This window comes from Streptomyces sp. NPDC029139 (assembly GCF_055564335.1).
This window is the reverse complement of sequence record NZ_JBVHWN010000007.1, coordinates 245984-269759: the sequence shown is the minus strand read 5'-3', so window position 1 is coordinate 269759 and position 23776 is coordinate 245984. Positions and strand designations below refer to the sequence as shown.

The following is a 23776-nucleotide window of genomic DNA, read 5'->3' as shown; positions in this document are numbered from 1 at the left end:
CGGGAGGGTCGGAGGGGCCGCGTGAGCCGCCGGACTCACGCGAGCCGCCGGGCTCACTTCAGGTGAAGCTGCTGGCCCGGGTAGATCAGGTCGGCGTCGTCGACGACGTCCTTGTTGAGCTCGAAGAGCTTCTCCCAGCCGCCCTTGACGTCGTGCGCGGCGGCGATCTTGCTCAGGGTGTCGCCGGTGACGACCTTGTACTCGCCGTCACCCTTCTCGACCTTCTTGCCGGTCGGGGTGGTGACGGTCTTCTTGGACTCGGCCTTCGGCGCGCTCTTCGGCGCGGTCCGCTGCTCGCTGCGGGTCGTCGGCTGCTCGGCCTGACGCTCCTGCTGCTGCGGGGCGCTCTGCTGCGGCGCCTGCTCGGGGGAGGCGCTGGACAGGCCCACGCCACAGCTCGGCCAGGCACCCTTGCCCTGGCCCGCGAGGACCTTCTCGGCGACGGCGATCTGCTGCGACTTCGAGGCCTGGTCGGCGGAGGAGGCGTACGCGGTGCCACCGTAGGCGGCCCAGGTGGAGGCGGAGAACTGAAGGCCGCCGTAGTAGCCGTTGCCGGTGTTGATGGACCAGTTGCCGCCGGACTCGCACTGGGCGACGGTGTCCCACTCGGAGACGGTGGCGGCCGAGGCGGAGCCGGCGGTCATCAGCGGGGCGGCGACGGCGACACCGGCGACACCGGCGAGGGCGACGGCGCGGGTGGCCTTGGAGGGACGACGGTGTTTGCCCTTGGCGGAAAACAGCATGGAGATTCTCCTCACCGACGCCTACGAGGTGAGCTGTCGGGTTCGGGCCATGTGAGTTGCCCGGCCGCGCGACCTTGCGCGCGGCTTCACCCCAAGCCGTTCCGTCGGCCGTCTGTCTCAACGGCCGGGGACGGCACTTACCTTGGGTCCCCCGCTCCTGCCTTCGGCGCATGACGCGACGACTGTTCCCATCGGCCGACGGCAGGATTCGGCGTATCGGTCGACGGGGCCCGCGGTGGCGAGCGATGACGACCGTAGACACAGACCCCTCGGAAGTTCAAAGACGTCCATTGGGGAAATATCGCCCGTAAGCACTCCAGGACGAAGGGTGTTTACGCAGGTGAGAGGTGACGGAAGCAAAGTTTGCGGACGCTACATGCCAGTTGAGACAAAGAGACCCATGTCTCACTGGAGCAGAACCGGACAAACGGCTTCTAACTAACCCTTCGACCCGGGCAGACCGATCGTCAGATCGAGGCTCTGGCCAGGGAGGATGAGGTCCGGATCGGCGCCCACCGTCGAACGGTTGGCGTCGTAGAGGGCACCCCAGCCGCCGGGGAGTTCGTTCTCCTGAGCAATGCCGGTGAGACTGTCACCCGGCTTGACGGTGTATTCGCCCGAAGTGTCCTTCGAGTCCGTGACGTCCGCGGAGTTCCCGGAGTCCGTGGAGCCCGAACCGTCCGCAAGGTCCGTATTGTTCAGATCTGCGCCCGGCGTCGCACCGGCCGACGACGCGTCGGTCGGTGCGTCGGTCGGCGAGGTGCCGGGCGAGGCGTGGCGACCTGTTTCGCCAGACTTGCCCGGATTGACCGTCTCCTCCGGGGCCGCGTCACCGCGGTGCTTGCCCGTACCGGGCGCCACCGGCGCGGTGGGGGCGACGGACGCGCCGGGGGCCTCCGTGAGGGCGTCCGGGGCCGGCGTCGCGGGCGCGGTGGTCGCCGGGGCGTCAGGGGCGGGAGTGACGCTCTCGAGGGCGTCGGGAGCGGCCGGGAGGCCCGCGGTCCGGTTCGACTCCGCGACCGGACCCGTCGGCTCCGGCGGCGTGAGCGCCGAGCCCGGGTCGACACCGGGCGCGACGCCGTCGTTCGTCAGTCCGGCGATGGGGGCGCAGGTGGCCCACTGCGTGGAGCCCGCGGCGAGCGCCTTCTCGGCCACCGCGATCTGCTGGGCGCGGCTGGCGAGATCGGCACTGGTCGCGTACGCCAGGCCGCCGTACGCCTCCCAGGTCTCCTGCGTGAACTGCAGTCCACCGTAGAGGCCGTTGCCGAAGTGGGCGCTCCACAGGCCACCCGACTCGCACTCGGCGACCCGGTCCCATGTGGCGGCGTCGGCGGCGGAGGCCGAGCCCGCGGCGAGCAGCGGCAGAGCGAGGGCCGATCCCGTCACGCCGGCGGCGACGACGATGGCGGGGGCCTGGCGGGGTCTGCGGTGTCGACCGTTCCCGGAGCGCATGCGGAATGCCTTTCGCGTGACTGCTGAGGTGACGGTGAACGTAGCGGCATTCGAACGTCAGTCACAAGTCGATGCAGCGGAGATCACGTAAAAGTCACATTCTTGACGGCCCGTCAGCTCGCAAGTCGGTCGAACCGCACCGGAAGGGTGCGCAATCCACGCATGATGAGACCGCCGCGCCACCGCAGATCGGCCGGATCCACGGCAAGTCGCAGCTCCGGCAGGCGGGTCAGCAGCGTCGAGAGCGCGATCTGGCCCTCCAGCCGGGCGAGCGGGGCGCCGATGCAGTAGTGGATGCCGTGCCCGTACCCGAGGTGCTGGTTGTCGCGCCGGGACAGGTCCAGGGTGTCCGGCTCCTCGAAGCGCGCCGGGTCGCGGTCGGCGGCGGCGAGCACGACGAGGACCGGGTCGCCCGCCGGGATCTCCTGCCCGCCGATCGTCAACGGCTCCATGGCGTACCGCCAGGTCGCCAGTTCCACCGGCCCGTCGTAGCGCAGCAGCTCCTCGACGCCGGTCTCCAGCAGGCCCCGCTCCCCCGCCGCGAGGGAGGTCTCCAGCCGCGCGCGCTCCCGCGGGTTGCGCAGCAGGGCGTACACCCCGTTGCCGATGAGGTTGACGGTGGTCTCGAACCCGGCGAAGAGCAGGATGAAGGCCATGGCGGCGGCCTCGTTCTCGGTGAGGTGCTCGCCGTGGTCCGAGGCCTTGATGAGCCCCGAGATCAGGTCGTCGCCCGGGTCGAGCCGCTTGCGGTGGATCAGCTCCGCGAGATACCCGCGCATCTTCTTGACCGACCGTGCCACCCCGCCGCGCGGCCCTCCGCCGTGGCGGATCATCATCCCGGCCCAGTCCCGGAAGTCGTCCTGGTCCTCGCGGGGGACGCCGAGCAGGTCGCAGATCGCGTAGATGGGCAGCGGGAAGGCGAACTCGTGGATGAGGTCGGCCTCCCCCTTCTCCGCTAAGGAGTCGATCAGCCGGTCCGTGAGCTCCTGCACCCGCGGTGCGAACTCGGCGACCCGGCGCGGGGTGAACGCCTTCGACACCAGCCGCCGCAGCCGGGTGTGGTCGGGCGGGTCGATGTTGAGCAGATGTGTCATCAGCTCGGCCTTGCGCTCCCCGGGGATCCCGGTCTTCCCCTTGGCGTGCGAGGGCTCGTCGTGGTGCGCGGGATTCTTCGACAGACGCTGGTCGGCGAGCGCCTGCCGGGCGTCCGCGTAGCGCGTCACCAGCCAGGCGTCGACCCCGCTGGGCAGCTTCGTCCGGTGGACGGGCGCGTGCTCGCGCAGCCAGGCGTAGGCGGGGTACGGATCGGTCGCGAACTCCCAGGTGAAGAGCTCGGGGGCGGGGGGCGTGCTCACCCTGAGACGGTACAAGGTCGCTCCCCCGCCGGCTTCCCGGCCGCCGGGCGTCCCTTTTGTGATCGTCCTGTGAAGGGGCGTGGCCTAGATTCTCCCGGGTGGATGCCCAGTTGCTCAGAAGCACGTTCGCCGTCGTCGAGAGACGGGCCGAACACGCCGTCACCTTCTTCTACTCCCATCTCTTCTGGCACAACCCGGGCGTCCGTGAGCTCTTCCCCGAGGACATGCGACCCCAGCGGGACCGGCTCTTCGCCGCGCTCACCCATGTCGTGACACATCTGGAGGATCCCGACCTGCCGGTCTACCTCACCCATCTGGGCCGCGACCACCGCAAGTTCATGGCCGCGCCGGCGCTCTACGCCTCCGTCGGGGCCAGCCTGACCGCCGCGTTCGCGCACGCCGCCGGCGCCGCCTGGAGCGTCGAGGCGGAGAAGGCGTGGACCGAGGCGTACGGATACGTCTCCGAGCTGATGATCCGGGGCGCCGAGGAGGCGGCGGCGGACGGGGAGCCTGCCTGGTGGGACGCCGTCGTGGCGCGCCACGAGCGGCTCGGCGAGGACCTGGCGGTGCTGACCCTGCGCCCGCGGCGGCCCTTCGCGTACCTGCCGGGACAGTACGTCGGCGTCAGCTCCCTGCGGGTGGCACGGGTGTGGCGGACGTACTCCCTGGCCAACGCCGCCCGGCCGGACGGGACGGTGGATCTGCACGTCAGCCGGATCCCGGGCGGCGCGCTGAGCACCGCGCTGGTCGACGACGTGCGCGCGGGCGAGTCGCTGCGGCTGAGCGCGCCCGGGGGCGCGCTCACCGCACGGACCGCGCCGGACGTGCCCCGGACCTACATCGCCGCGGGGACCGGCTGGGCACCGGTCAAGGCGCTCCTCGAGGAGGTGGCCGAAGGGCCCGGGGGGATCGAGGCGCGACTCTTCCTCGTCGCGCGGGCCAAGGAGTACCTGTACGGGCGGGAGGACGTCGCGCGCCTGAAGGAGCGCATACCCGGGCTGAACGTCACGTACATCACCTCCGCGCCCCGCCACCCGCGCGACCAGGCGACCGAGCGTCTGATCCACACGCTGTACGCCTGCGGCAACTGGCCGTCCCACGAGGTGTACCTCGCGGGCCCGCCGGGTTTTCTCGCCGAGACCGTCCCCGTCCTGGAGCACCTCGGCGCGGCCCGGCTCCACCACGACCACCTGCCGGCGGTGGGCCGCCGGCCGACCGGCACGGCGGAATGGCTCATCGACCCACCGGAACTGCGCTGGCACGACCCGGAGGCCCGGGCCCCGCGCCGGCTTTGACCTCCGCCCCCACGGACAGGGAGCCGGCCGGGCGGCGGTGGGTGTCAGGAGGGTGTCGCGGCGACGCCCTCGGTGGCCCGGATCGTGTCGCGGTAGGTCCGGGCGGCGGCTCGGAGGGCCGCCTCCGGATCGATGCCGGTCGCCTCCGCCCGGGCGGCCAGTGCCAGCAGTTCGTAGCCGACGCCCTCGCCCGTCGGCAGCGCCACGTCCAGGCCCGCCGTACGCACCCGGCCCGCCAGCTTCGCGGCGAGCGCGAGCCCGGGCTGGCCCAGCGGCACCCCGTCGGTGACCGAGTCGCGCTGCTTCTCGATCGCCTTCGTGCGCAGCCAGTGCGCCTTGACGTCCTCCGGGGTCTCGGCGGTCGCGTCGCCGAAGACGTGCGGGTGGCGGTGGATCAGCTTCTCGACGATCGTCCCCGCCACGTCGTCGACGGAGAAGGGCTCCTCCGGGTCCTCCTCGGCGATCCGGGCGTGGAAGACGACCTGGAGCAGGACGTCCCCCAGTTCCTCGCGCAGCTCGTCGCGGTCGCCGTCCTCGATCGCCTCGACGAGTTCGTACGCCTCCTCGATGCCGTACTTGGCGAGTCCCTTGTGCGTCTGCCGGGAGGACCACGGGCACTCGCGGCGGATGCGGTCCATGACCTGCACCACGTCGAGGAGCCGGGCGCCGGGCAGGTCGTACGAGCCGGGTAGCAGCTCCAGGTCGGGCATCGTGACCCGGCCGGAGCCGGCAAGCCGGGCCAGTCCGTCGGTCAGGGCCTGGTCGCCCTCGCCGGAGGGCAGGACCACGACGGTCCGTCCCCCGGCGCAGGCGTCGACGAGGTCCTCGGCGGCCGGGCGGACGTGCTCGACGGCGACGCCCGCCTCGCGGAGGTACGGCAGCTGGGGGTGGTGCGCGTCGGCGCACAGCACCCGGTCGGCGCCGTGCAGCGCCTGCCACGCGGGCCAGGACAGTAGTCCGGGCGCCACGCGGTGGCTGGCGGTGAGCAGAACGATACGACCGGGCTCGACGGGTGCTTCAGCGTTCACCCTTCGACCTTACGTGGGGCTACGCTCCCGCTTCCACGGCCGCCTGGTCCTGGCTGATCGGGCGCAGCCAGGCCGGGGTGAACGTGCCCAGCTGGATCTTCTTGTCGTCCCAGGCGCCGAAGCGCGGGTTCACGTCGATGTCGAGCGCCCGGGACGCCTCGGCGAAGACCGCGGTGAGCTTCTGCTGGCCCTCGGGGGTGTTCGCGACGCCGAGCTTCGCGGCGATCTTGTTCATGAGGACCGTGCGGCGGACGACCACGTCGATCTGGTCAGGAGCGACGCCCTGCTGCTGGAGCAGCATCGCGGCGAGCTGGGCCTCGCCGCCGCTCTGCGCGGCGAACTCGCCCCGCGCCTTCTGGATCTCCCCGCGGTTGGCCGTGATGCCGTGGTCCGCGGCGACCTTGTCCACGACCTTGTCGAAGATCATCACGTTGAGCTTCTCGCGGCTGAGGTCCCCGGTCCCCTGGATCAGCTGCGCCGCCTGCGGCGACGCCTGCTGGGCGGTCCGTACGTCGCGCACCTGCGCCTGGAGGCTGGCCACCTCGATCCGTTCGCCGCCGACGACCGCCGCCGCGCCTGGGTGGGCCTCACCGCCGCAGGCGGTGAGCAGCGGGGCCGCGGCGAGGAGCGCGGCGGAGACGGAGAGCGCAGTGCGGCGGTGCAAAGGAGCCTCCCGGCGTGGGTCGTGCGTCAGTTTGGACGACCGTGCGGTGATCGATAGTAGGCAGTCGCAGTGGCGTGGGCCACTACTTCGACGTGACTGCCCCGATCAACGACTCACGCGTTCGGGTGGTGGCGGTCCGCGGCCCGATCGCACCCGGAACGTCCGTGTTCGTCGCCTTCACCAGGAAGTGCGGGCGGCGCTTCACCTCGTAGTAGATGCGGCCCACGTACTCGCCGACCAGCCCCAGCATCACCATCTGGACCCCGGCCAGCGCCGTGACGATGACGAGCAGGGTGACGTACCCGGGGGTGTCGACGCCCCGCACCAGGGCGACGCCGACGATCCAGGCCGCGTAGACCAGGGCCACCGACACCAGTGTCATTCCGAGATAGACGGCGGCCCGCAGGGGCTTGTTGTTGAAGGAGAGCAGCCCGTCCAGGCCGTAGTTGAGCAGTTTTCCGAAGGACCATTTCGAGCGGCCCTGCTCGCGCACCGCATTCTCGTACTCGAATGTGGTGGTGCGGAATCCGACCCAGGCGAAAAGGCCCTTGGAGAAGCGGTTGTACTCGGTGAGTCCGAGGATCGCGTCGACGGTGCGGCGGGACAGCAGCCGGAAGTCGCCGACCCCGTCCACCAGCTCGACGTCCACCAGCCGGTTGATCGCCCAGTAGTAGGCGCGGGCGGTCAGGGTGCGGGTCACCCGGTCGCCCGTCCGGGTGCGCCGGGCGATGACCTGGTCGTACCCCTCGGCGTGCAGGCCCACCATGCGGTGCACGAGCTCCGGCGGGTGCTGGAGGTCGGCGTCCATGATGACGACCGCGTCGCCCTTCGCGTGCTGGAGGCCGGCCAGCATCGCGGCCTCCTTGCCGAAGTTCCGGCTGAAGGAGACGTAGCGGGCGCGGGGGTCGGAGGAGGCGATCTCCTCCAGGAGCGGGAGCGTACGGTCGTGACTTCCGTCGTCCACGTAGACCAGCTCGAATTCCCCGTCGAAACGGGAGAGTTCGGTGGTCACATGGTCGTGGAAGCGACCGATGATCTCCTCTTCGTTGAAACACGGGACCACGATCGAGAGCAGCACAGAGGACACGACAACCCACCTGGATGGCGCCGGCTGATTCGCGACGTGACGCCGAGGCGACCATTGAGTGAACTGGGCCGGGGGGAACACCATTTCGTGTCCCGTACTGGCATATTCGCACCACCATGCCTGTTCAGACGACACCGGCCGTGGCCCACCCCGCGACACCGGCCGTGGCCCCCTCCGCGGGCCGCTCGGCCGGCCGTGCCGCCGGCCTCGCCGCCTTCCTCACCGCGCTCGCCGTCTGCGCGGGCGACGCCGCCGCCCGCACCTTCCCGTTCGGTCCGGGGCGGCGCGGGGTGAACGACCTGGCCAACCAGTTCGTCCCGTACCACGCCCATCTCTGGGACCTGCTGCACGGCCGGGCTGACGGCGGGCTCCTGCTCAACTGGCAGTCCGGCTGGGGCACCAGCTTCCTGCCCGACCTCGGGACGTATCTGGGCAGCCCCTTCGCCCCGCTGGTGGCGCTCCTCCCGCGCGCGGACATCGAGTACGCGGTCTACGGCGTCACGGTCCTGAAGATGGCCGTCGCGGCGGCCGCCATGGCCGTGACGCTGCCCCGGCTGCGGCCCGGTCCGTGGTGGGGAGCGGCGGTCCTCGGGGCGTCGTACGGGCTGTGCGGCTGGGCGGTCGTCGAGGCCACGTACAACCCGATGTGGCTGGACGGTCTCATCGGCTTCCCGTTGCTGTGCCTGGTCGGCGAGTGGGCGCGGCAGGGGCGCCGGCCGCTGCTCGGTCCGCTGGTCGTGGCGCTGTGCTGGGTCGCCAACTTCTACACCGCGTACATGGCCACGCTCGGCGCCGCGCTGGTGCTCCTGGTCCGGCTGCCGGTGGCGAACCGGCTCGCGCTCCGGCTCCGGCTCCGCGTCCTGGTGCGGGCGGCGACGACCGTGCTCCTCGGGATCGGGCTCGCCTCGCCGGTCCTGGTCCCGGTGTTCCTCGGCTCCACGCACGCGTACCCGGGGCTGGTGAAGGAGTTCCGGCCGGCGGACGGGACGGACTTCCTGGCCCGGCTGCTCCCGGTGACGTACAGCTTCTCCACCCCCGCCGCGTTCGTCGGCACCGGCACGCTGCTGCTCGCCGGCGCGCTCCTCTTCCACCATGCGGTGCCCCGACGGGAGCGGTGGCTGTGGGCCGGGTTCGCACTCGCGGTCGCGATGTCGCTGCAGTGGGGCCCGACGCATCTGGCGTGGCATGTCTTCGCCACGCCCAACGGCAGCCCGTACCGGCAGACGTTCGTCCTGTCCGGGGTCCTGGTCGTCACGGCCTGGATCACCCTCTCGTACGGCCCGCCCGGGCGGCGCGCGCTGCTCGGCGGGGCGGGGGTGGTGGCGGCGGTCGGCGTCGGCGCGTCCGCCAGTGAGCTGGTGACCGGCTGGTCGTACCCGCTGCTCGCCCTCGGCCTGGCGGCGGCGTACGGCGCGCTGTGGTCGGCCTCCCGGGGCAGGAGGGTGGTCGTCGCGACCGTACTGCTGGCGGGGGCGCTCCTCGGGCAGGCCGCGGCGACCACCGCGTACGCGGACCGGGCGCGGCTGCGGCTCGACGACTACCCGGCCTGGGGCTCGGAGCAGGACCGGCGGACGGCCGCGCTCGCCGCGGCCGACGGCTGGCCGGCCCATCGGACCGACTCCGGCCGCCCGCGGATCACCGGCAACGAACCGCTGCTCCTCGGCGGCCAGGGCGCCGCGTACTACAGCAGTCACACCCCGGCGGTGCTGACGCGGACGCTCGCCGCGCTCGGCGGCGGCTGGACCTCGCGGGGGCGGAACCTGCAGAGCCTGGACAACCCGGTGACGGACGCGCTGTTCGGCGTGGGCGCGCGTTGGCGGGGCGAGAGCGTGGTGCGGACCGGGCCGGTGCTGCCGCTGGTGACGGTCCGTCCCGAGGGCGCCGCCGCGCCCCGCTACGGCGCCTCTCCGTTCCGCAACCAGGAGATGCTGCTGGGCTCGCCGGTGTACACGCTGCCGGCCGACGGGGTCTGCCCGGTCGGCAGCGAGGTCTTCCTCTGGGCCCCCGATCTGAGGGGGACGGCCCGGCTCGGCGAGGGCGGGGCGCCGGTACGGATGGAGGGCGGGATGCCGAAGTGGCGGGCCGCGCTCACCTCGCTGGGCACGCAGCGGACGGCGGGCTCCCGGCCGGTCCTGGAGGGGGGCGGCGCCGCCCGGGGTCACTCGGTCGGCTGCCTGGACCGGGGGCGGCTGGCCACGGCGGTGGCGCGGCTGAGGACCACGGCCGCCGTCTCGGTCGAGGTGACGGACAGCGGCGTCCGCGCGGAGCTCCCGCCGGGGACCCGGGGCACGGTGGTGCTGGCGGCCCCGCGGATCGCGGGCTGGACGTGCGGGGGGCGGCCGGCGGACGCGTACGGCGGCCTGGTGGCGGTGAAGGTGTCCGGCGAGACGTCGGTGAGCTGTGACTTCAGGCCACCGGGTCTGCGGGCGGGGCTGGGCGCTGGGGCGGTGGCGCTGGTCCTTCTCGCGCTCACGACCGTGCGCGCCGCGCGCCGGCGGGCCGGTCGACCCGGCGACGGCGGGGGCGACGGAGGCGACGGAGGCGACGACAGCGACGGACGCCGTGGGGCCGCCGAAGGGGCCGGACCCGACCGGTCCGACCCCTTCGTTCCGCGAAGCGGCGTCAGTTCTTGACGGCGTTCAGGCAGAGCACGAACTTGTCCGACTCCAGCTGCTGCGCCAGCGCGACCTCGCCCACCTCGCCGCACTTGTCGACGTCGAAGGTGTTGTCGATGACCTTCACGACCTTGTAGAGGTCGGGCACCTTCTCGGTGCACGGCTTGCTGTCGACCTCGGGGGCGTTCTCCGGACCCGTCACCGTCACGCAGTCGCCGGCCTCGGCGTGCACCGGGGCGTTGCCGGTGAGGTACGGGACGCCGAGCTTCCAGAACAGGACGGCCGCGATCGCCACGACGATGGTGAGGAGCGTCTTGCCGATGCTCCGCTTCTTCTTCGCCGGCTCGGCGGGCGCGAGGGGCTGCTCGGGGGTGGCGGGGGGAGTCGTCATGAAGGCTTCCTTGGGGACGTGAACATGATCAGACGCGAACGCTACATGCACCGGAAGCGGCAAAACGGACCCGGAAGATCCACTTCCGTATCAGTTGTGCACTCGTGACTCTGGCGCCCTGTCAGGTGAAGCCCCATGAGGCGAAGTCGCCATCAGGCCAAGCCGCCGTCAGGCGAAGCGCCCCATCTGCTGCTGTCGCGCCAGTGCGCGCCGCAGGTCCGTCGGGAGCGCGTGGTACGGGCCGTACGTCCGCTCCGTGTCGTACAGCAGGGCCTGGAGCTGCTGATGGCCCGCCGTGTGGTCGCCCATGGCCAGCAGCAGCATCCCGATCCGCCGCCGGATGTCGAAGAACCGGGCCTGGTCCGCGCCGTGCTCGTGGAACGGCAGGAGCGCCCGGTACTCCGTCAGCGCCGCCGCCGTCTCCCCCAGCTGTTCCAGGCACTGCGCCGCCTCGTAGCGGTACTGCAGGGTCTGCGGATCGCCGGGTCCGGCCTCGGTCGCGCGGTCGTCGGCGAGGCGGCGCAGCTCCGGCAGCGCGCGCCTGTACTGGCCGTCGTCCATGAGGGTCGTCGCGTACTGCTTGCGCAGGATCCGGACGACCGGCGAGCGCTCGCCGTGCTCGGCGGCGGCCGCCGGCAGGATCGAGCCGAGGAGGTCGACGGCCTGGGTGAGCGAGCCTTCGCCGAGCAGCCTCTTCACCTCGTCGACGGCGGCGGCCACGTCCGGGCGCGGGACGGGCGGCGCGACCGGCGGGGGCGGCACGGACGCGCGGTCGGGCCAGGGCGCGTGCGGACGAAGGAAGGGGCGCGTCGGGTCGAGCGGCCCCGCGGGGGCCCCGCGCGCGGGCAGCAGCGGCAGCAGCGCCTCGTACACCTCGTGCGCGCCGGACGGCCGGTGCTGCGGGTCCTTGGCGAGCAGGCGCAGGACGAGCGCCTCCAGGCTCTCCGGCACCTCGGGGCGCAGCTGGCGGACCGGGAGCGGGGGCTCGTAGAGGTGGCGGTGCAGGACCCCGAGCGCGGTCGATCCGGCGAACGGCACGTTGCCGCTGAGGAGTTCGTGGAGCAGGACGCCGAGCGCGTACAGATCCGTGTACGGGCCGACGGCACCGCCCATCGCCTGCTCGGGCGCCATGTATGCGGGGCTGCCGATCGGCGAACCGGTGTGTGTGAGGCGAGTGGTGTCGGTGTCCAGGACGGAGGCGACGCCGAGGTCGAGGACGGTGACGGTGCCGTCGGGCCGCACCATCACGTTCCGGGGCTTCAGGTCGCGGTGGACGATCGGCACCGCGTGCACGGCGGCGAGCACCGCGCACAGCTGCGCGGCGACGGAGACGGCCCACTGCCAGGGGTACGGGTCGTGCTCCGCGAGGTGGTCGGAGAGGTCCGCGCCGTCGAGGTACTGCATGACGAGGTAGAGGTCGTCGCCGTCGCTGCCGGCGTCGTGGACGGTGACCAGGCCGGGGTGGTCGACCTGCGCCGTGACGCGGCACTCGCGCACGAAGCGGCGGCGGAGCTCCTCCGCCGCGGTGGCGGGGCCGGTCATGGTGGCGGGGCGGAGCAGCTTGACGGCGACGCGGCGGTCGAGCCGCCCGTCGTACGCCGTCCAGACCTGGCCCATGCCGCCCTGGCCGATGACCGTGGAGAGTTCGTACCGGCCACCGATGACGCGTCCGTTCACCGACCGCCCTCTCGCGGGTCGCTCTGGTCCCTCTGGTCCTTCGGGTCCTTGCGGAGGAGATCGCTGAGCTCGTCCAGCTCGGCGCGGACCTGGTCGATCCGGGGGCCGGGGACGGGAGGCCGGGGCGGGACGGCGGGCTGCCGCGACGGCTGCGGCGGGGTCACGGCATGCGGCGGCGGGGGCGTCACGGGCTGGGGCTGAGGCTGGGGCTGGGGCTGGGGCTGGGACGGGTAGCCGTAACCGGGCCGGTGCTGCGGGACCGTCGTCCCGTACGGCGTGAACGGCGTCGGCCCCACCGGCGAGGCGACGCGGATCTTGTCGTGGCGTATGTCGGCGACCAGGAAGTAGACCGTGAAGCCGAGGGCGTTGAGCAGTACCAGGCTCATCGCGAAATCGGCCTGGGCCGACTCGATGTCGTCGGGCATCAGGGCGAATCCCGTGATCATGACGGCCGCCGACACCCCGCACAGGACCCAGTCCAGCGCGCGGCGGGTCACGACGGCGAGCCGGATCATCGTCCCCCAGGTCAGGATCCCGATGCTGAACAGCGGAAGAAGCGCGAAGAGCACGCGCAGCACGATCACCGACGTGGGAACGGCACGCGGTGGTGGGCTAGGCGTATAGCCGTGGCCGTACATTCCTGCTCCTGGCACTCGGGTCGGTTGCGGAGACGAGCGTATACACCCACGGCGACAAGGGCTCCTGGGTTGTACGTATCAGGGAGCAACCGTTCCGTCCGCGAGACCGTCGTACAGGCCCTGCACCAGCTGTTCGCCGAGCCGGCCCGCGAGGCGCAGGGCGTCCTCGAACTCGGCGAGGGCCCGGAACCGCTCCCCGTACCGCTGCTGTTCGGCGAGCGGCAGGCGCGGCAGCTGGAGGCGGCGGACGTCGAGCCGGGTGGCGGTGGACGCGTAGCTGCTGGCCTTGCGGGTGTTGGCGGTGCCGCGCAGGAAGCCGGCGAGGAACCAGGGGTCGAGCGCGGCCGGGTCGGGGCGCAGCAGCTGGAGGTTGCGGCCGAGGGCCGCTCCGGCGGTCGCCGTGTCGACGACCCGGGCGAGGGAGCCGCCGCCGAGGACGGGGACGACGACATCGCCCTCGGCGAGGAGGACCGGTTCCTCGGGGACTCCGTCGGGCAGGGAGCCGGACGGCGGCTGGGCGCCGAAGACGTCGTTCTCCGTGAGGACGCGGACGGGACCGGCGGGAGCGGGGTCCGCCCCTGGGCCGCCCGGGAACGATGCCGTGAACGACGCCGTGCCGGCGCCGCCCGCGCGCAGTTCGAGCGCGCCGGTGCGGGCGAGTTCGCCGACGGTGACGCCGGTGAGCCGGGCGGCCGGGTCGGCGGGCGCGGGCAGGGCGGGGGGCGGGGTGAGGGCGACGGTGTGGCCGAGGGTATCGGCCAGCCGGTCGCGGACCGCGAGGAGTTCGGCGGCGCCTCCGCCCGCGGCCGGGGGCGGCAGGTGGCGGGCGGGTGCCAGGTCGACGTCGTCGTCGAGGAGTTCGATGACGGGCACGGCCCGGCTCGACCCCGGGGTCTCGGTGACCGTGCCGTCCTTGTCGAAGGGCAGCCACGCGTCGAGGACGGCCGTGTGGACGGCCTGCCAGTCGAGCTTGCCGCGGGCCGCGCCGCCGCCGGTCTGGTCGGTCGGGGCCGTGGCGGTGGTGTCGACGACGAGGAGTTGCGGGGAGGGGGTCACGCCGGCGGCGGGCTTGCGCAGCACCCAGAGGTGCAGCGGGATGCCGTACGGCGGGGCAGCGCCCGCCGGGAGGGCGACGACGGCCCGCAGGGCGCCCCTCCTGAGGAGGTCGGCGCGGATGCGGCGGCCGGAGCGCCGGGAGGCGGCCGCGGGCGGCATGAGCAGGACGGCGGTGCCACCGGGGCGGAGCCGGGCCAGGGCGTGCTGGACCCAGGCCAGTTCGGATTCCGTACGGGCCGGGAAGCCGTACTCCCAGCGCGGGTCGTAGGCCAGTTCGTCGTGGCCCCAGTTGCGCTCGTTGAACGGCGGGTGGCAGAGCACGGTGTCCGCCGTGAGCTGCGGGAAGGCGTCGGCCCGCAGGCTGTCGCCGGTCCGCACGCGGATGTCGGCGCCGGAGGCGAGGGCGAGGCGCAGGGCGGTGAGCGCGGCCAGGTCGGGGTCGGCGTCCTGGCCGTGGAGGGCGCCGGGCCGCTCGACGGCGCGGAGCAGGGTGCCGGTGCCGGAGGCCGGGTCGAGGACGGTGGGCCGGGGGCCGGCGCCGGGGGCGGCGACGGCGGCCATGAGGGCGGCGGGGCCTGGCGGGGTCAGCGTGTACTGGCGGGGGTTGGCGTCGAGGTGCCGGCCGAGGAGGAACTCGAACGCCTGGCGGGCCCCGGTCTCGGCGGCGAGGTCGGCGACGCCCCGCACCAGCGCCGCGGCAGGCGCGAGTTCGGTCGCGACGGGGGTGGGGACGGCCCTCTCCGGCCCGAAGCGCTCGGTGAGGACCTCCTCCAGGGCGGTCGGCAGGGTCTCGGTGAGGCGCTGGTCCGAGACGGCGGCGAGCGCCGGCCAGGCGGTGGCCCGGTCGTGGACGAGCAGCAGCACGCAGCCGGCCTGGACGAGGGCGGTGACGGCCCCCGCCGGGTGGCCGGTGACCTGCTGCCAGACCCGCTCGCGCAGGGGCACCTCGGCGAGCTTTCCCTGGGCGCGCAGCCATCGCTCCACATCGGCGAGGGCGAACGACGGGCTGGTCTCCGTCCCGCCCACGGGCCGGGGGAAGTCGGCGTGGCGGCGACGCCAGTTGCTGACGGCGGCCCGTCCGACCCCCGCGAGCCGGGCGATCCCGGCGGCGGTCACCTCCGCTGCGTGCTCCGGCACCTGGCTGACTCCCCTCGTCCCGCTCGGACGTCGTCCGCACGTACCCCGCTGCTGTTCGCTGGTGCGCCCCGATCTTACTGATGAACGCAAGGCGCACCACTTCACAGCGTGATCCGGTTCAATCCATGTGAACCGTGTTGACTCGGTTCACAGGCTCTGCTGTTATTGATGCAGCGCTCCACGGGGTCCGCAAGGGCCTCGATCACATGTGCCCGTCACCCCACCCCCGGAGAACCGCCATGTCTGCCGCCGCCCCCACCACCCGCACCCGCCGCACGGCCCTGGTCGCCGCCCTCTGCGCCGCCGTCGCACTCGGAGCCACCGCCTGCGGACCTTTCTCGGACGACGCGAAGGCCTCCGGCCCCTTCGGGGACCTGACCGGACCGCAGATAGCCGACAAGGCGATCGCCGCGACGAAGAAGGCGGACTCCCTCACGCTCGACCTCGCCGCCAGGACCACCGACGGGCCGATGAAGGCCTACCTGGCGATGGACACCCGCGGGAAGTGCGCCGGCACCCTGACGGTCGGCGCGACGGGCACGGCCGAGCTGATCAAGGCCGACGACAAGGACGTCTACCTCCGCTTCGACGAGGCGTTCCTGCGGGCGCAGGCGCAGGGCGAGTCCGCCGAGGTCCAGGAGGCCGTGCTCAAGGAGCTCAAGGGCCGCTGGGTGAAGACGCCGGTGACCGATCCGGAGGCCAAGGACAACCTGGAGCTCTGCGACCTGAACGCTCTTCTCGGCGACTTCGAGGAGGGAACGAGCCTCGCCCTCAAGGGCAAGGAGACGACCGTCGGCGGCAAGAAGGCGCTGATGCTCACGGAGAAGGCCGGCGACGAGACGACGACGGTCTATGTGGCGACGGAGGGCGAGCCCCTCATCCTGAAGATCGTGGAGACGGGCGGCGAGGAGCCCGGGACGATCACCTTCACCGGCTTCGGCAAGCCGGTGAAGGCCAAGGCGCCGGCCGCCAAGGACGTCGTCATGGACGAGACGAAGGCGGGCTGAGGACCACGGCGGGCCGAAGACGGCCGACGGGCGTCCGCAGCGCTGACGCACGCGTGTGAACAGGGGTGTGAGGGCCGCCGCGGGGAAGCGGCCCTCACACCCTTCCGCGGTTCACGCCCGCGCGCTGTTCACACCCACGCGCGCGGTCACACCTCACACGGGGTCACACCTCGCACGGGGTCACACCTCGCACTGTCCACACCTGGCACTGTTCACAGCTTGTGGCGGACCCACACGTTCGGCTCGACGTAGACCGCGTAGCCGCGCGAGGCCTCGCAGTGCACCGGCACGAGCGCGCCCTCGACCTCGACGGGGCCGTCGGTGTCGAACGGCAGCCCCGTCCACGCGCGCCACTGCTCCACGGAAGCGCCGATCGTCATCGACGCCGGTGCCACCGCCTCGATGGTGGCCCCCGCGCGCACGTGGACGCGCAGCCACGGATCGTGGGGCAGGCCGTCCGACGGGCGCGTGCGGAAGGCGTACTCATGGATGGAGGACGCTGCCTCCAGGTGCTTGCCGTTGGGGCGGACCGGGGCCACGACCTCGGAGAAGCCGAGCCGGCGCGCGTTGTCCCGCAGGGCGGCCAGCATCCGCGCCGAAAGCCCCCGACCGAGGGCGCTCGTGTCCACGGTGACCTCGATCGCGCTGACGGTGTCGGGGATCCGCCCGTGCCGCCGGTCCGAGAACGCCCACAGCAGCACCTGGTCCCAGCCGGTGCCGGGCAGGGTGCCGCGGTCCTCGGCATGGAGCCGGAAGGGAACGCTGAGCGCACGGGCGACGACCTCGCCCTCGCTGTCCGTGGCGACGAGGACGTACTCGGGCAGCTCGGCGACGATCCGCCCGAAGTGGGACCAGCCCACCGGGTCGTTCTGCACGAACTCCGGCCAGAGGTCCTTCATCCCCCACATCGGCGCCTGCAGTTCCGGGCGTTCGGCAAGGGTCGTTATGTTCAGCTCCATGAGGGGGCACGCTAACGACCACCCCCGGGGCCACCAACCGAATTACGGCAGCTTCTGGTTCGGGCAGCCGCCGAGGACCTTCTTCATCGCGTCCCGCTCGGCCCGGGTGACCCACACCCCGTACTTCTTCTTCACGGCGACCTGCGCGGCCACATAGGTACAGCGGTACGCCTTGTTGGGCGGCAGCCAGGTCGCGGCGTCGCCGTCGGACTTGCGGCGGTTGGCGGACGCGTCGACGGCGAGGAGGTTCAGCGGATCGTTGGCGAAGCGCCGCCGCTTCTCCGCGTCCCACTGCTGCGCGCCCTTCTGCCAGGCGTCGGAGAGCGCCACGACATGGTCGATGTCGACCTTGCTGCGGCCCCGGACGAAGTCCACGCGGTCCCCCGTGTACGGGTCGTCGGCGAGCACCCCGGACGCGACCTTGCAGCGGCCCTCCTTGAAGCGGACGTCGGTGAGGTCGCGCTTGAGGATGTCGTCGCGGGTCCCGCAGCCGTTGCCGTCGACGTCGGCCCACGCCTTGCCGAACTTCTCGCGTTCGTAGCCGGTCCTCGGAGCGCGGCCCTTGACGGTGAGGGTGTCGACGGCGACGAGCGCCGCGCCTCCTCCACCGGGGGCGCCCTCGGCCGGGGAACCGTCAGGGTCCGCCGCACAGCCGGAGGTTATGAGCGCGGCGGCGGCAAGTGCGGCCAGGGGAAGGGCCTTCGGGTAGCTGAGCACGCGGGGATCCTAACCAGCCCCCTCCATGGTCCAGACCATTGCGCCGTTCGACGCGCGGAATCGACGAGGGGCGCGTAGCGTCGAATGCGCCGTTCGTCCCCTTTCGAAGGAGTCACACGCATCATGGGGATCATGGACAAGCTCAAGGGCATGATGGGCCAGCACCCCGACAAGGCCCAGCAGGGCGTCGACCGGGCCGGGGACATGATCGACAAGAAGACCGGCGGCAAGTACGCCGGCAAGGTCGACCAGGGCCAGCGGAAGGCTCAGGAGTACATCGACAGGGAGCGCGGACAGGACCCGCAGCAGCCGCCGACCTGACGGCTCCCGCACACACGGCACACGACCGGCCGCGGGGCGCTCCTGAGCGCCCCGCGGCCGGGGTGCGCTTCCCCGGCCCCCCCGCGCCGGGCGCCCGGGGCCGGGACGCCTCCCCGCACCCCCGCTCGCCCCGCACCCCCGCTCGCCGCGCGGCCCCGCGCCGGGCGCCGTCCCCCGCTCGCCGCGCGGCCCCCGCGCCGGGCGCCGGTGCGCGCCTCCGCGGCGTCAGACCTTGCCGATGCCCAGGGTGTTCTCGCCCGGCAGCAGTCCGGAGCCGATGACGGCCAGCCAGGGCCCGCCGAGGAGTTCGGCCAGTCGGCCGGTGGACTCGGGCCCGAGGGCGGCCCATGGGCCGGCGGCCAGTTCGTCCGTACGCAGCTCCACCCCGGCGCGCAGGGCGCGGCCGGCGTCGGTGGCCGAGCCGTCGGCGGCGAGCAGACCGCGGGCGGCCAGCCGGTCACGGGCGGCGGTCCAGGCGGGCCCGCTCCAGCCGCGGCTCGCGAAGGTCCGCTCGGACGCGGCCCCGACGGCGGCGAAGGAGACCAGCGACTCGACCGGGTCGAGTCCGGCGAGGAGCGCGGCCAGATGGCCGTCCCCGCGGTGCTCGCGCAGGATCGTCGCCGCCTGCCAGAGGACCTGGTGCGGGGCCTCGGGCCAGGGCAGTTCGGCGTTGGCGGCGGCGAGCGGCCGGCCGGCCGTCACGGCGGCCTCGGCGGCCCGCCGGGCGAGTGCGGCCGCCTCGGCGAGGTCGGGTCCCTCGACGGTCTCGGAACCGAGGACCGAGCGGTAGGCGCGGTCGACGGCGCGCAGCCGGGCGTCCAGCACCGCGTCGGGCGCGGCCGTCCGCCAGATCCCCGGCACGTACCGGGCCACCATCTCCGGGCTGAAGCTGTAGAAGGCGGAGCCGATCCGCTCCGCCCCGGCCGGTCCGAGGGGGGCCGCACGCCAGGCGAAGTAGCTCGGCCAGCGCTCCTCGATGTCATGGCCGAGCGCACGGGCCTCGTCGAAGCCCTCGGGGGCGTAGTAGAGCAGCGCGTGGAGGGGTTCCAGCAGATGCCACATCTGCCGTACGCGCCCCGGTTCCACGATGTCCTGGACCTGCGTGCCCATGCCCGCCTCCTCCGCCGACGCTTCATCTTGACAATGACTAGATTGCTCCCGCGCCCGGAACTTGTCAATGCCTAGATGGGGCGTACGCTGTGCGCCATGAGCAGTCGGCGCACCTACCACCACGGCGACCTGCGGCAGGCGGTCCTGACCGCCGCCCTCGACGTCATCTCCACCGAGGGCCCCTCCGCCCTGAGCCTGCGCGACCTGGCCCGCCGCGCGGGCGTCTCCCACGCGGCCCCGGCCCATCACTTCAAGGACCGAGCGGGGCTCCTGACCGCCGTCGCGACCGAGGGCTTCGATCTGCTGGCGGAGGCGCTGGGCGAGGCGAAGGGCCTGAAGGACGCGGGGGTGCGGTACGTGCGCTTCGCCGGCGAGCACCCGGCGCACTTCCAGGTGATGTTCCAGCCCGACCTGCACCGGCCCGACGACCCGCATCTCCTGGCCGCCAAGGAACGGGCCGGTGACCAGCTCCGAGCCGGGGTCGCCGGGCTGCCCGGCGGCGGCGCCCGGGGCGCCGATCCCCGCCTCGCGGGCGTCGCGGCCTGGTCTCTCGCGCACGGCTTCGCGACACTCCTGCTCAGCCACAACCTCGAAGGGCCGGTCGGCGAGCGGGACCCCGAGGAGGTCTTCCGTACGCTCGCGGGACTGCTGTTCGCGGACGACACCCCTCGACTCCCCGGGGAATGACCGGAGTCATTCCCCGCTCGGTCACGCGCATGACCGCCCAGACCGCGAACAGGACCGTACTCCAGGGGAGGTGGGCCCCCGCCGAGGCCGAGGGCGGCGCGGGCTACCGCGCGACGGCCCGGGCGCCGGACCTCGACGCGCTCCGCCGGCCCCGAGGGCCGTCCGGGGCCGGCCGCGCACGGCCGGCCCCGGAAACCACCCGCCCCTACGACCCGAGGATCGTCGTCAGGAACTCGCCCGTCCACGCGAGCAGTTCACGCCCCACCACGGGCTTCCCGCCGATCTTGCCGCTCGTCGGCCGCGGCACCAGGATCTGGTGGACCGCCGGCTTGATGACCGTCCGCGGGTACAGCCGCTTGAGCCGCAGCTCCTGCGACTCGCGCAGCTCCACCGGCGCGAAGCGGATGTTCGGGCCCTGCAGCACGATCTCCCCGACCCCACAGGCACGGGCCAGCATCCGCAGGCCGGCGACCAGGAGGAGGTTCTCCACCGGCTCGGGCAGCTTGCCGTAGCGGTCGGTCAGCTCCTCCCGTACCGCCTTGATGTCCTCCTCCGTGTTGGCCGAGGCGATCGCGCGGTACGCCTGCAGACGCAGCCGCTCGCCGGGCGCGTAGTCGTGCGGGACGTGCGCGTCGACCGGGAGCTCGATCTTGACCTCCAGCGGGACCTCCTCCTCGGCGCCCCCCTCCATCTGCGCCCGGTAGTCCGCGACCGCCTCGCCCACCATCCGTACGTAGAGGTCGAAGCCGACGCCCGCGATGTGTCCGGACTGCTCGCCGCCGAGCAGATTGCCCGCGCCGCGGATCTCCAGGTCCTTCATGGCCACGTACATGCCCGCGCCCATCTCGGTGTGCTGGGCGATCGTCGCCAGCCGCTCGTGCGCGGTCTCGGTCAGCGGCTTCTCCGGCGGGTACAGGAAGTACGCGTAGCCGCGGTCGCGGCCGCGGCCGACCCGACCGCGCAGCTGGTGCAGCTGCGACAGGCCGAAGTTGTCGCCGCGCTCGACGATCAGCGTGTTGGCGTTGGAGATGTCGATGCCGGACTCGACGATCGTCGTCGAGACCAGGACGTCGAACTTCTTCTCCCAGAAGTCGACGACCACCTGCTCCAGCTGGCTCTCGCCCATCTGACCGTGCGCTGTCGCGATCCGCGCCTCCGGGACGATCTCGCGGAGCTTCGCGGCCGCCCGGTCGATCGACTCCACCCGGTTGTGGATGTAGAAGACCTGGCCCTCGCGCAGGAGTTCGCGGCGGATCGCGGCCCCGATCTGCTTCTGCTCGTACGGGCCGACGAAGGTGAGGACCGGGTGCCGCTCCTCCGGCGGAGTCGTGATCGTCGACATCTCGCGGATGCCCGTCACCGCCATCTCGAGCGTACGGGGGATGGGCGTCGCGGACATGGTCAGGACGTCGACGTTGGCCCGCAGCTTCTTCAGCTGCTCCTTGTGCTCGACGCCGAAGCGCTGCTCCTCGTCGACGATGACCAGGCCCAGGTCCTTGAACTTGGTCTCGGAGGAGAAGAGGCGGTGCGTGCCGATGACGATGTCGACGGAGCCGTCCCGCAGCCCCTCCAGAGTCGCCTTGGACTCGCTCTCCGACTGGAAGCGGCTGAGCGCGCGGGTGACGACGGGGAACTGGGAGTACCGCTCCGAGAACGTGCCGAAGTGCTGCTGCACGAGGAGGGTCGTCGGTACGAGGACGGCGACCTGCTTGCCGTCCTGGACGGCCTTGAAGGCGGCGCGCACGGCGATCTCGGTCTTGCCGTAACCGACGTCGCCGCAGATCAGACGGTCCATCGGAACCGTCTTCTCCATGTCCTCCTTCACCTCGGCGATGGTGGACAGCTGGTCGGGCGTCTCGGCGTACGGGAAGGCGTCCTCCAGCTCGCGCTGCCACGGGGTGTCCGGGCCGAAGGCGTGGCCGGGCGCCGCCATCCGGGCGCTGTACAGCTTGATCAGGTCGGCGGCGATCTCCTTGACCGCCTTCTTCGCGCGCGCCTTGGTCTTCGTCCAGTCGGCTCCGCCGAGCCGGTGCAGGGTGGGTGCCTCGCCGCCGACGTACTTGGTGACCTGCTCCAGCTGGTCGGTGGGGATGTAGAGCCGGTCACCGGGCTGGCCGCGCTTGGCCGGCGCGTACTCGACGAGGAGGTACTCGCGGGTGGCGCCCTGGACGGTCCGCTGGACCATCTCGATGTACCGGCCGACGCCGTGCTGCTCGTGCACGATGTAGTCGCCGACCTCCAGGGTCAGCGGGTCGATCGTCTTGCGCCGCTTGGCCGGCATGCGCCGGCCGTCCTTGCCGGCCGCCTTCTGCCCGGACAGGTCGGTCTCGGTCAGGACGGCGAGCTTGAGCGCCGGGTCGACGAAGCCGTAGTCGATCGAGCCGCACGCCACGTGCACGACGGACGGCGAGATCTCCGTCAGGTCGGCGTCGAGGCGGGCCGCGATGCCCTCCCCGCCGAGCACCTCGACCGTGCGGGCCGCCGGGCCGTGCGCCTCCGTGACGTAGACCGTGCGCCAGCCGTCGGCCAGCCAGCCCTTGGTGTCGGCGAGCGCGCGGGCGGTGTCGCCGCGGTACGACTCCGGGGCGTGCATCCCGAGCTTGAGGGTGTCGCCCGCCGCGTCGGCGGCGAAGGTCCCCGTCAGCTCTTCGTCGGCGGCGAACGGGGAGACCGACCACCACATCATGTCGAGCTCGCGTGCCCGGTCCCGTACGTCCGCGATCCCCCACAGGGAGGCCGCGTCGACGTCGATCGGGGCCTCGCCGCCGCCGGCGGTGGCCGCCCAGGACGCCTGCAGGAACTCCTGCGAGGTCGCCACCAGGTCGGATGCCCGGGTGCGGACCCGCTCGGGGTCGCAGACCACCGTCATGGAGCCCTTGGGCAGCACGTCGAGCAGCAGCTCCATGTCGTCGACGAGGACCGGGGCGAGGGACTCCATGCCCTCCACCGCGATGCCCTCCGCGATCTTGCCGAGGAGTTCGCCCAGCTCGGGGTGGGCCTCGGCCAGCGCCCGGGCCTTCTCGCGTACGGAATCGGTCAGCAGCAGCTCGCGGCAGGGCGGCGCCCACAGGCCGTGCTCGGCGACCTCGAGGGAGCGCTGGTCGGCGACCTTGAAGTAACGGATCTCCTCGACGTCGTCGCCCCAGAACTCGACCCGGAGCGGGTGCTCCTCGGTCGGCGGGAAGACGTCCAGGATGCCGCCGCGCACGGCGAACTCGCCGCGCTTCTCGACCAGCTCGACCCGGGAGTACGCGGCGGCCGCGAGGCCCTCGACGATCTCGTTCAGGTCCGCCGTCTGCCCACTGCGCAGGGCCACCGGCTCCAGGTCGCCGAGGCCCTTGACCTGGGGCTGGAGCACGGACCGTACGGGCGCGACGACGACGGACACCGGGCCGGAGGACGGGTCGTCGGCGGAGGGGTGCGCGAGGCGGCGCAGCACGGCGAGGCGCCGGCCGACGGTGTCGGAGCGGGGCGAGAGCCGCTCGTGCGGCAGCGTCTCCCAGGAGGGGTACTCGGCGACCGTGTCCGGGTCGAGGAGGGTGCGCAGGGCGGCGGCCAGGTCCTCGGCCTCCCGGCCGGTCGCGGTGACGGCGAGGACGGTCCGGCCGGCGTCCCGGGCGAGTGCGGCCAGCGCGAAGGGCCGCGCGGCCGGCGGACCGACCAGATCGACGTGGCTGCGGTTGCCGTCCGCCGCGGCCTTCACCGCTTCGGCGAGGGCCGCGTCCTTGACGACGACGTCGAGCAGACCGTGCAGGCTCATGGACTTCCATCCCGGGGGTTACGGCAGCGAGCAACGCGAACAGCCCGACACGTCTCACGGGCCGGGGGTCCCGACGC

Annotated in this window: 19 protein-coding genes and 1 riboswitch; of the genes, 5 read left to right on the top strand and 14 right to left on the bottom strand. The window is 72.8% G+C overall.

The features are described from left to right. Positions 1–53: 53 nt before the first annotated feature. From ACZ4VW_RS18820 to ACZ4VW_RS18810, 3 genes are all read right to left on the bottom strand, one after another. Complete coding sequence (locus tag ACZ4VW_RS18820; RefSeq protein ID WP_467963656.1) at positions 54–743, bottom strand: transglycosylase family protein; 690 nt, start codon at positions 741–743, stop codon at positions 54–56. A 3-nt stretch (positions 744–746) separates the two neighbouring features. Beyond that, a riboswitch (cyclic di-AMP (ydaO/yuaA leader) is annotated at positions 747–922 on the bottom strand. A 259-nt stretch (positions 923–1181) separates the two neighbouring features. Beyond that, positions 1182–2195, bottom strand: a complete 1014-nt coding sequence (locus ACZ4VW_RS18815) for a transglycosylase family protein (RefSeq protein ID WP_467963654.1) — start codon at positions 2193–2195, stop codon at positions 1182–1184. Positions 2196–2308: 113 nt separating this feature from the next. Next, complete coding sequence (locus ACZ4VW_RS18810; RefSeq protein WP_467963652.1) at positions 2309–3550, bottom strand: cytochrome P450 family protein; 1242 nt, start codon at positions 3548–3550, stop codon at positions 2309–2311. A gap of 110 nt (positions 3551–3660) precedes the next feature. Between ACZ4VW_RS18810 and ACZ4VW_RS18805 the strand changes: the two genes are divergently transcribed. Continuing rightward, positions 3661–4845 (top strand): globin domain-containing protein, encoded by a 1185-nt coding sequence (locus ACZ4VW_RS18805; protein ID WP_467963650.1) that lies wholly within the window; start codon positions 3661–3663, stop codon positions 4843–4845. 44 nt (positions 4846–4889) lie between these two features. On the opposite strand, the gene ACZ4VW_RS18800 is transcribed toward ACZ4VW_RS18805, so the two are convergent. The 3 genes from ACZ4VW_RS18800 to ACZ4VW_RS18790 all read right to left on the bottom strand — a co-directional run bounded on the left by ACZ4VW_RS18800 (position 4890) and on the right by ACZ4VW_RS18790 (position 7615). Next, positions 4890–5873, bottom strand: coding sequence for a nucleoside triphosphate pyrophosphohydrolase (locus ACZ4VW_RS18800; protein ID WP_467963648.1), 984 nt, complete (start codon positions 5871–5873; stop codon positions 4890–4892). Positions 5874–5892: 19 nt separating this feature from the next. Beyond that, complete coding sequence (locus ACZ4VW_RS18795; protein WP_467963646.1) at positions 5893–6537, bottom strand: SurA N-terminal domain-containing protein; 645 nt, start codon at positions 6535–6537, stop codon at positions 5893–5895. Between the two features lie 82 nt (positions 6538–6619). Beyond that, a complete protein-coding gene (locus ACZ4VW_RS18790; protein ID WP_467963812.1) occupies positions 6620–7615 on the bottom strand; it encodes a glycosyltransferase family 2 protein in 996 nt (331 codons plus the stop codon). A 125-nt stretch (positions 7616–7740) separates the two neighbouring features. On the opposite strand from ACZ4VW_RS18790, the gene ACZ4VW_RS18785 reads away from it, so the two are divergent. Next, a complete protein-coding gene (locus ACZ4VW_RS18785; protein WP_467963644.1) occupies positions 7741–10257 on the top strand; it encodes a YfhO family protein in 2517 nt (838 codons plus the stop codon). Here the strand turns inward: ACZ4VW_RS18785 and ACZ4VW_RS18780 are convergent. The 4 genes from ACZ4VW_RS18780 to ACZ4VW_RS18765 all read right to left on the bottom strand — a co-directional run bounded on the left by ACZ4VW_RS18780 (position 10247) and on the right by ACZ4VW_RS18765 (position 15138). Then, entirely contained in the window at positions 10247–10630 is a 384-nt protein-coding gene (locus ACZ4VW_RS18780) for an LppU/SCO3897 family protein (RefSeq protein WP_467963642.1), read from the bottom strand. The genes ACZ4VW_RS18785 and ACZ4VW_RS18780 overlap by 11 nt on opposite strands. Positions 10631–10798: 168 nt before the next feature. After that, complete coding sequence (locus tag ACZ4VW_RS18775) at positions 10799–12307, bottom strand: protein kinase domain-containing protein (RefSeq protein ID WP_467963640.1); 1509 nt, start codon at positions 12305–12307, stop codon at positions 10799–10801. Next, a complete protein-coding gene (locus ACZ4VW_RS18770; RefSeq protein WP_467963638.1) occupies positions 12304–12876 on the bottom strand; it encodes a hypothetical protein in 573 nt (190 codons plus the stop codon). Before ACZ4VW_RS18770 ends, ACZ4VW_RS18775 begins: the two co-directional genes overlap by 4 nt. A gap of 147 nt (positions 12877–13023) precedes the next feature. Then, entirely contained in the window at positions 13024–15138 is a 2115-nt protein-coding gene (locus ACZ4VW_RS18765) for an N-6 DNA methylase (protein WP_467963636.1), read from the bottom strand. A gap of 239 nt (positions 15139–15377) precedes the next feature. Between ACZ4VW_RS18765 and ACZ4VW_RS18760 the strand changes: the two genes are divergently transcribed. Then, a complete protein-coding gene (locus tag ACZ4VW_RS18760; protein WP_467963634.1) occupies positions 15378–16145 on the top strand; it encodes a hypothetical protein in 768 nt (255 codons plus the stop codon). Positions 16146–16357: 212 nt separating this feature from the next. On the opposite strand, the gene ACZ4VW_RS18755 is transcribed toward ACZ4VW_RS18760, so the two are convergent. Both ACZ4VW_RS18755 and ACZ4VW_RS18750 read right to left on the bottom strand, forming a co-directional pair. After that, positions 16358–17104: an N-acetyltransferase gene (locus ACZ4VW_RS18755; RefSeq protein WP_467963632.1), complete on the bottom strand. Its 747-nt coding sequence runs from the start codon at positions 17102–17104 to the stop codon at positions 16358–16360. A gap of 42 nt (positions 17105–17146) precedes the next feature. Next, positions 17147–17821, bottom strand: a complete 675-nt coding sequence (locus ACZ4VW_RS18750; RefSeq protein ID WP_467963630.1) for an HNH endonuclease family protein — start codon at positions 17819–17821, stop codon at positions 17147–17149. A gap of 123 nt (positions 17822–17944) precedes the next feature. Here ACZ4VW_RS18750 and ACZ4VW_RS18745 point away from each other — a divergent pair, with 123 nt between their 5' ends. Continuing rightward, complete coding sequence (locus ACZ4VW_RS18745) at positions 17945–18142, top strand: antitoxin (protein WP_467963628.1); 198 nt, start codon at positions 17945–17947, stop codon at positions 18140–18142. Between the two features lie 225 nt (positions 18143–18367). Here ACZ4VW_RS18745 and ACZ4VW_RS18740 read toward each other — a convergent pair whose 3' ends face one another. Then, a complete protein-coding gene (locus ACZ4VW_RS18740) occupies positions 18368–19252 on the bottom strand; it encodes an SCO6745 family protein (RefSeq protein WP_467963626.1) in 885 nt (294 codons plus the stop codon). 96 nt (positions 19253–19348) lie between these two features. Here ACZ4VW_RS18740 and ACZ4VW_RS18735 point away from each other — a divergent pair, with 96 nt between their 5' ends. Further along, positions 19349–19939: a TetR/AcrR family transcriptional regulator gene (locus ACZ4VW_RS18735; protein ID WP_467963624.1), complete on the top strand. Its 591-nt coding sequence runs from the start codon at positions 19349–19351 to the stop codon at positions 19937–19939. A 205-nt stretch (positions 19940–20144) separates the two neighbouring features. Here ACZ4VW_RS18735 and mfd read toward each other — a convergent pair whose 3' ends face one another. Continuing rightward, entirely contained in the window at positions 20145–23699 is a 3555-nt protein-coding gene (mfd, locus tag ACZ4VW_RS18730) for a transcription-repair coupling factor (protein ID WP_467963622.1), read from the bottom strand. Positions 23700–23776 lie beyond the last annotated feature (77 nt).